Here is a 7,804-nt window from a genome sequence, read left to right on the forward strand (position 1 = left end):
GGAGCCCGGGGGCGGCGGCTAACGGATCAGAAGGAACTCCGGTTTCATCAACAGGGCCCACATCACGTCCGTCAGGGCGTCCGCGTCGGGGGCCGGCCCGAGGTAGTCGCCGATCAATGCCCGCTCCTCCTCCGTCGGCCGCCGGGTCAGAGCCGACAGGAACAGATCGTCGACGAGGTCCGACGGCTGCGGAGAGGCCGCGAGCATTCGCTCCGCCCCGACGCGCAGGTTCGCGACAAGCGCCTCGCTGGTGTTGAGGTCCAAGGCTTCGAGCGTCGACACCTCGCTCGGCCGCGAGGTGACGATCTGGTCGCGGTTCGGCCGGCCGAGCGACCGCATCAGGGCGTCGCTGGCGAGCAACGCCGCCCGCGTCATCGGTTCGGCCGGTTCGGCTGGCTCGTCCTCAGGTGCGGGTCGCCGATCGACGGGGGCGTCGTACTCTACGGGGGCCGTTCCGGTCAGCTGCCAAACCGCGTCGACGAAATGCTCGGCGGTCAGCCGCTTGACCAGCGGGACGGCCGACCCCGCCTCGGGCAGCGGGGCATCGGATTCGAGCCGCAGCGACCGGCTCCGATACGCCTCCGAAGTGGCGATCAGGCGGAGCGTTCGCTTCAGGTCGTAGCCGTGGTCTTGGAAGTCCGCGGCCAGCCAGTCGAGCAGGTCGGCGTTCCACGGCTCGGTCTGCATCGCGTCCAGCGGGTGCACGATTCCCCGCCCCATCAGCTGAGCCCACAGGCGGTTGACGATCGTCCGCGGCACGCGGCCGTTCTCCGGGTGCGTCAGCAGATCGCCGAGCTGCCGCAGCCGTTCGTCGCGGGGGGCGTCGCCGTCGACCTGGCCGATCTCCGGGAACGGCCACGCCGGGCCGGCCATCCGCCCGGTCGGCTGGTCGCAGCGGTACAGTTCAAGTGGTTTCTCGGAATAGATCGCCGCCAGTCCGTAGGCGTCGGCGAGCGTCCAGCGGTCGATGAAGCTGTCGTGGCAGGAGGCGCACTTCATGTTGATGCCCAACAGCGACTGCGACACGCTCTGCGAGAACTGAATCGGCAGCGTCTGCCCGGCGCTCACCGTGCCCCGCCACTCGATGCCGTTGATGAACCCGGCGCTGCCGTCGTCGGCGGGGGCGACCAGTTCGCGAACCATCGCGTCATAGGGCTTGTTCTCGCGGAGGGCCCGGTACAGCCACCCGCTGATCTGCGTGCGGCCCTTCGTGATGAATCCGGTCCCCGCATAGTCGTTCCGCAGCAGGTCGTTCCAGAAGGTCAGCCAGTGATCGGCATAGTCGATCTCGCGGGCCAGCAGGTCGTCGACCAGCCGCTCCCGCTTGTCGGGGGACGGGTCCGCGAGGAACGCCTCCGCCTGGTCCGCGGTCGGCAGCAAACCGACCAGATCGAGCGACGCCCGGCGCAGGAACGTCGCGTCGTCCGCCGGCTCGGACGCCGGCACGCCCGCCCCGTCGATCAGCCGATCGATCGGGTGCGTGCGACCGTCGACGGCTGGGGGGAGGGCGACCCGCCGGGGACGCAGCGGCGGCTCGTAGCCCGGCTCACCGAATTGGAACCCGGCCTCCCACGCCATGCCTTCTTGCACCCACCGTCGCAGCAGCGCCGCGTCGGCTGCCGGGACGCGGTCCTTCTCGGGCGGCGGCATCATCAGGTCCGGGTCGCGGCTAACGACAAGGGTCAGGAAGTGAGAGAAGTCGGGGCTGCCGGGATCGGCCATGCCTCCATCGAGGAAGCTCTCGCGGGTATCGATCGAAAACCCGCCCTTCGCCTCGTCTCCGCCGTGGCAGGCGACGCAATGCGCTCGCAGGATCGGCACGATCTGATGAGCGAAGTCGACCGGCTTCTCTCCCGGTCCGTCCTTAGATTCTGCGACGCCTTCCGGCGGACCCGCGGCGAGGCGGTCCGCGGAGTCAACGCACACGACCGTCGCCAATACGACGATCGCTTTCAGGAGGCCGTCTCCCCGGCGGATCGTCCCCGTCCGAGGGATCGTCCCTGAACGGGTCCAGGCAAACGGCATCAGGTTCTCGCTCTCGTCGGTTCCGAATTTGTTGAAGCGGCGCCCGCTCCCTCAGCACGCCTCACTGGAACGCCAGCTTACCACCACCGTCGAGCGATGACGGCCCCGGGAGTAACCCGCAGCGTCGCGAAGTGGGCCTTGGGTGCCGCCACGGCGCCTCGATCCGACGGTGTGCGAGCCTATCCGGTGATGTGCGAACCCAGTGGCTGCACGGCAGGACCGTGGGTCACTTCGCCGGAGCATTCGAAGCGGGAGCCGTGGCACGGACAGTCCCAGGTCCGGTCGGTCTCGTTCCAGCCGACGATGCAGCCCATGTGGGGGCAGACCGCGGAGACGGCGTGCACGGCGCCCTGCTCGTCCTTGAACGCGGCGACCTTCTCGCCGTCGATCTCCATGATCGCGGCGTCGCCGGGCGCGAGTTCGTCGTACGACTTCGGCCGGCGGGCGAGGTAGCCGGTGACGAGGTGCGCGGCGACCTTCAGGTTCTCCTTGACGAACTTGGGCCCGCCGGCCACCGGCTTCACCCGCGTGGCGTCGAACAGATCGGTCCAAGGATTCTCGCGGCCCTCGAGAAGGTCGGCGAGGATCACGCCGGCCGCCGTCCCGTTGGTGATTCCCCAAGCGTTGAAGCCCGTCGCGACGAGATAGCCCTCGCCGATCGACGAGGACCAGCCGATGAAGGGGGCGCCGTCCATCGAGCTGTAATCCTCGTTCACCCAGCGATACTCGATCGGCCCGGCCTCGAAGTTTTCTGTCAGCCAGCGCTCGACGTCCTCGACGGCCTGCCGTTCCTCGTCGGTGTGGCCCGGTTTGAAGCTGTTTCCGGCCACGATCGCGTATGTCGCCCCGTCGGAGTTCCGGTGAAGGCGGTACGAGTGGCTGGGCTTATCGACGCTGAGGTACATCCCCTCCGGCGCCTGCTGAACCCGCGCGGCGATCACGGGTTCGGCCATGGGGTGGGCTTGGGCGTAGTAGCCGCCGATCTGTCCGAGCGGGATGTGCGTCGCCATCACGACGTGTCGGGCCGTGACGACGCCGTGGTCGGTGACGACGCGGGTCGGCTCCCAATCGACCGCACGGCTGTGCTCGAAGACGTGCGAGCCGTCGCCGGGCACGGTCTTCGCCAGTCCCGCCACGTATTTGGTCGGATGAAACTGGGCTTGGCCGTCGAAGCGGTTCGCCGCCAGCACGTCGAACGGCAGGTCCGTCGTGCGGACGAGCGAGGCGGGGAGGCCGAGCCGCTGCGCGACCTGGACCTCCTCTTCAATTTCGGAGACGTGCTTCTCCTCACGGGTGTAGGTGTAGGCGGCCTGCTCTTCGAGGTCGCATTCGATCCCGTGTTGCGCGGCGAGCTGCCGGATCATGCGGAGCGCCGCCTCCTGGGCCTCGCCGTAGAGACGCGCCCGGTCCTCCCCGAACTTTTGCTCGAGCTTCTGATAAATGAGGCCGTGCTGGGAACTGACCTTCGCGGTCGAGCGGCCGGTCACCTGCCGGCCGACCCGCTGCGCCTCGACGACCGCGACGGTGAGGCCCCGGTCCTTCATCAGACGGGCCGCGGTGACCCCGACGATGCCGCCGCCGACGACGGCGACGTCGACGCTGACGTCGCCCGACAGTCGGGGAAAGTCAGGCACTTCGGCGGTGGCGTTCCAGTACGCTTGGCCCCGGGGAAAGCTCGTCATGGTCGCTCCTTGTGGCTCCTTGGGTCGCGGTGGTCGCCAGCCTACTCCGACCGCGTCGGCTCAGACCCGGGCGGCGCCCGAACGATGGCGTCGGGAACGGCCTGTTGCAGCTCCTCATGTCGCGGGCCAAAGTCCGAACGATCGGTTCCGATCGCTCCCCTTCATCACGCCCCCGGGACTCCGGCTTCGCGAGGATTCCGGAGGCAGTGCGGCCCCCCAGAGAACGCGGTCGACGGCTGCGTCGGCACTGCGTGCTCGGCAACGGGCAGGCGGGGGCGGGCGGCGTTCCGGTCGCGGTCCTCGCCGTGCGTGAGACGACTGGGAGCCGGTTGTGTCGCCTCGAACCGCCGCATACGCTCCGCCCGCACATACGAAAGCAACAGCGTGGGAACCACGGACGGCGGGGGGAACGATGCCGTCGCGGGAACTCGCCCGATCCGGGAATCGCTCCGCGAGTACGGCCGGGGCGTCATCGGGGGGCTGCTCTTCAGTCTGCCGCTCCTGTACACCATGGAGGTCTGGTGGGAGGGCTTTATCGCCCGCCCGCCGGAACTGCTGCTCTACCTCGGCGTCACCTTCGTCCTGTTGCTCGGCTATAACCGCTACGCAGGCATGCGGCCGGACGCCGGCTGGCGGGAGGTGGCGGCCGACTCCGTCGAGGAGTTGGGGATCGCCCTCCTGCTCACCCCGCTGGTCCTGTTCCTGTTGGGCCGCATCGGCCCGGAGTCGAACTGGCCCGAGCTGCTGGGCAAGGTCGTCGTCGAAGCGATGCTGGTCGCGGTCGGGGTGTCCGTCGGCACCGCGCAGCTCGGCGGAGGCGGCCAGGAGAGCGACGACGGGGGCGGGAGCGAGCAAGACGACGATCGGGAGTCCGACGCCGGGACCGAGTCGGAATCGGGGAACGATCGCGGCTTCTGGGCCCAGACGGTGATCTCGTTTTGCGGAGCGACGCTGTTCGCGGCGAACGTCGCCCCGACCGAGGAGATCACGACGATCGGGCTGGAGGCCTCGCCGGCTCGTTTGCTCGGGCTGGTCCTGTTCTCGCTGGGGATCGGCTGCGTCACCCTTTACTTCAGCGGCTTCGCCGGCGCCGACCGGCACGTCCGGCGGGAGGGCCGTCTGCGGTTTTTGACCGGGACGGTCACGTGCTACGCGATCGCGCTGGCCGCGTCGGCCATGATGCTTTGGTTCTTCGGGCGGTTTGACGGCGCCGACCTGCCCGCCGCCGTTTCTCAAATCGTCGTGTTGGCGCTGCCGGGCATGCTCGGGGCGTCCGCCGGGAGGTTACTGATCCAATGACGGCTCCGAACTCCGACCGCAAGAATGCCTTGGAGTGGGGCGTCTTCGCCCTCGGCGCCCTGCTGGTCGCGGCGACGGTAGGCTGTCTCGTCTTCGAGTGGGTCCGCCAGGGGAACGGGGCGCCCCCGGCCCCGACGGTGCGGCTCGGGACCGCGGAGCCTCGCGACGGCGTCTTCGCCGTGCCCGTGACCGTTGAAAACAAGGGAGGCAGCACGGCAGAGGGCGTCCGAGTCGAGGTGACGCTGGTGCGGCCGGGCGAACCTGAGGAGCGGGCCAGCTTCACGGTCGCCTTCCTGCCCGGAGACGGCACGCGGGAGGGGTGGGTCACGTTCTCGACCGACCCCGCCGACGGCCGGCTCGAAGGCCGAGCCGTCGGCTACGAGCAGCCTTAGAGCATTTTCATCCGCCCTCTAGTGGTTCATTGCAGCTGATCAGATCAGCTGGATATCCTCCGCAGCGGTTTCTCACGGAGGATTTCCAATGGCTTCGCCCCTTAAAGTCGCGGTCCGGCTCACTGGCGAGCAGCGGCAAACGCTCGACCGCCTGATCCGCACCGGCACGCACCCCGCTCGCCTGCTGATGCGGGCCCGCATCCTGCTGAAGGCCGACGCCGACGGCCCGGACGCCGCCAGCGACGTGCAGATCGGTCGGGAACTCGGCTGCGCGGCGATGGATGACCCAATCGTTCTCCCGCGTTATATAATCCGTCAGCTCCCGACAGATATAGTCCCGGACCTTCGCGGAGTCCACATCATCTACCCGAACGCACCACAGCGATTCGGCAAGGTGGTGACCGTTGAGTTCTTCAAGCGTTTCGATCAGTGCGACTCGCGTCGCGTCGGAACCGATATTGTAGTTGACAAAATAGAAGGTCATCGAGTTCGCAGCAGCGGGGAGGGGAGCGGTGAACCCGCGTCCTTGCGTAACCCCGTATAGAGGTACCGCAGCAAAACGCCAAAAATGCGACATTGTGACGCACCCGCCAATCAATTGCACTTTCGCCCACGATCACAGCAGCACATCGAATCCGTCCCTCACGGACCCGTCAGACTCCCCCGGAACGTCACCGGATCGACTGCCCCCCATCTTGCGCTTTGTCCCCCGAAGGGTTAGAAATGGGTTAGTCAGAGGACAGTAAAGGGACAGTCCCGCACCTCGACTAACCCCGACCTCCCGAAACTCCTTGAAAGATAGTCCAATACGCCCCTTGGGGGGCACCTGAGAGAATCCCCGACCAGGATTCGAACCTGGACAAACAGCGCCAAAAGCTGTTGTGCTACCGTTACACTATCGGGGAATGGGCGAGTGGCCGCGTCGCTGGGCGACGTGGGCGATCGTCTCGAACCACCTCTACGTTAGTCGCGGCGGGACGCCTCGGCAAGATGACCGACCCCGGACGCCCCCCGAGGGTTCGGCTTGGGGGCCGGGCCGGCCAACGAGTCGCGGAAGATCGAGGCGTGCGGGCCGACTCCGCCTCTCCTCCGGGGTATTGTGACGCCGTGTCAGCGCTCCTCACCTCCCCCGACCGGCCCGGCGACGCCTCCGTCGAATCACCGGCGCCCGCCGCCGGCGAGACGCCGCTCTCCGTCGTGCAGACGGCCACGCTGTTTGACCGGCGCCCGTTACGCACCGAGGGCGGCGACGAACTCGGGCCCGTCACCGTCGCCTATCAGACGCACGGCACGCTCAACGCGGCCAAAGACAACGCCGTCTTCGTCTGCCACGCCCTCACCGGCGACGCCCACCTCGCCGGACGGCTTTCCCCCGACGACCGAAAGCCCGGCTGGTGGGACGGCTTCGTCGGCCCCGGCGCCCTGAGCCCCGACACACAATCCGCCGCCGACCAACAAGACGCCGGTCCGGGCCTCGATACCGACCGCCACTTCGTGATCTGCGCCAACGTGCTGGGGGGATGCAGCGGCACGACCGGTCCCGGCAGCCTGCGGCCCGGAACCGACGGGCCCCCCTCGAATCGCTGGGGGCTGGAGTTCCCGTTCGTCACGCTGGGGGACATCGTCGAGGTCCACGCCGAGTTGGTGCGGGAAGTCTTCGGAATCGAACGCTTGAAGGCCGTTATCGGCGGCAGCCTGGGCGGGATGCAGGCCCTCGAATGGGCGGTGCGGTTCCCGGATCGCGTCGCCGCGTCGATCGCGATCGCCAGCGCGGCGTCGCTGGGAGCACAGGGGATCGGGTTCAACGCGGTCGGGCGCCGGGCGATTCTGACGGACCCGCACTTCCGCGGCGGCGAATACCATGCCGCCGTCGAACGCGGCGAACCCGGCCCGGACGCCGGGCTGGCGCTGGCCCGCATGCTCGCTCATATCACCTACCTCTCTGAGGCGAACATCGCCCGGAAGTTCGGTCGCCGGTTGCAGCGGCCGTCCCGGGAACCGGGCGCCGGGCCGGACGGGTTCCAGCATGACATCAGCAAAGAGGTCCAGTTTCAGATCGAAAGCTACCTCGATTATCAGGGCCGGCGGTTCACCCAGCGGTTCGACGCGAACAGTCTGCTGTACCTGACGCGGGCGATGGATCACTTCGATCTGGCCCGCGGGCGCGGCTCGCTGTCGGAGGCGCTGGGCCGGGCGACGGCGCGGTTCCTGATCCTCAGCTATACGACCGACTGGCTGTTCCCGACCGCCGGCAGCCGGGACGTGGTGCGGGCGCTGCTGGCCGCCGGGGGAGACGTGACGTTCGCCGAACTCGACAGTCCTTACGGCCACGACGCCTTCCTGATCGAGGAAGAACTCCCCCGCCTGGGCCGCATCGTCAATGCGTTTCTGGGGTGAGGGTCGGGG

At 68.3% G+C, this 7,804-nt stretch carries 6 protein-coding genes and 1 tRNA gene; 3 read left to right on the forward strand and 4 right to left on the reverse strand.

All coding sequences use genetic code 11. The features are described 5' to 3' along the window. Positions 1-18: 18 nt before the first annotated feature. Positions 19-2,025, reverse strand: coding sequence for a PSD1 and planctomycete cytochrome C domain-containing protein (locus LzC2_RS09255; RefSeq protein WP_171186136.1), 2,007 nt, complete (start codon positions 2,023-2,025; stop codon positions 19-21). Between the two features lie 179 nt (positions 2,026-2,204). Continuing rightward, on the reverse strand, positions 2,205-3,659 hold the full coding sequence (locus LzC2_RS09260) for an FAD-dependent oxidoreductase (RefSeq protein ID WP_171186138.1): 1,455 nt from the start codon (positions 3,657-3,659) through the stop codon (positions 2,205-2,207). Between the two features lie 432 nt (positions 3,660-4,091). On the opposite strand from LzC2_RS09260, the gene LzC2_RS09265 reads away from it, so the two are divergent. After that, positions 4,092-5,006, forward strand: a complete 915-nt coding sequence (locus tag LzC2_RS09265; protein WP_206678640.1) for a TIGR02587 family membrane protein — start codon at positions 4,092-4,094, stop codon at positions 5,004-5,006. Further along, positions 5,003-5,398: a hypothetical protein gene (locus LzC2_RS09270; protein ID WP_171186142.1), complete on the forward strand. Its 396-nt coding sequence runs from the start codon at positions 5,003-5,005 to the stop codon at positions 5,396-5,398. The genes LzC2_RS09265 and LzC2_RS09270 overlap by 4 nt, the downstream gene beginning before the upstream one ends. A gap of 7 nt (positions 5,399-5,405) precedes the next feature. Here the strand turns inward: LzC2_RS09270 and LzC2_RS09275 are convergent, their stop codons facing one another. Together LzC2_RS09275 and LzC2_RS09280 are read right to left on the reverse strand one after the other, a co-directional pair. Then, a complete protein-coding gene (locus tag LzC2_RS09275) occupies positions 5,406-5,882 on the reverse strand; it encodes a hypothetical protein (protein ID WP_171186144.1) in 477 nt (158 codons plus the stop codon). 350 nt (positions 5,883-6,232) lie between these two features. Beyond that, positions 6,233-6,303 (reverse strand) — tRNA-Gln (locus LzC2_RS09280). A 202-nt stretch (positions 6,304-6,505) separates the two neighbouring features. On the opposite strand from LzC2_RS09280, the gene metX reads away from it, so the two are divergent. Then, a complete protein-coding gene (gene metX / locus LzC2_RS09285) occupies positions 6,506-7,795 on the forward strand; it encodes a homoserine O-acetyltransferase MetX (RefSeq protein WP_315854603.1) in 1,290 nt (429 codons plus the stop codon). Positions 7,796-7,804: the final 9 nt, after the last annotated feature.

Source organism: Alienimonas chondri (genome assembly GCF_013036045.1).
Lineage (GTDB): Bacteria > Planctomycetota > Planctomycetia > Planctomycetales > Planctomycetaceae > Alienimonas > Alienimonas chondri.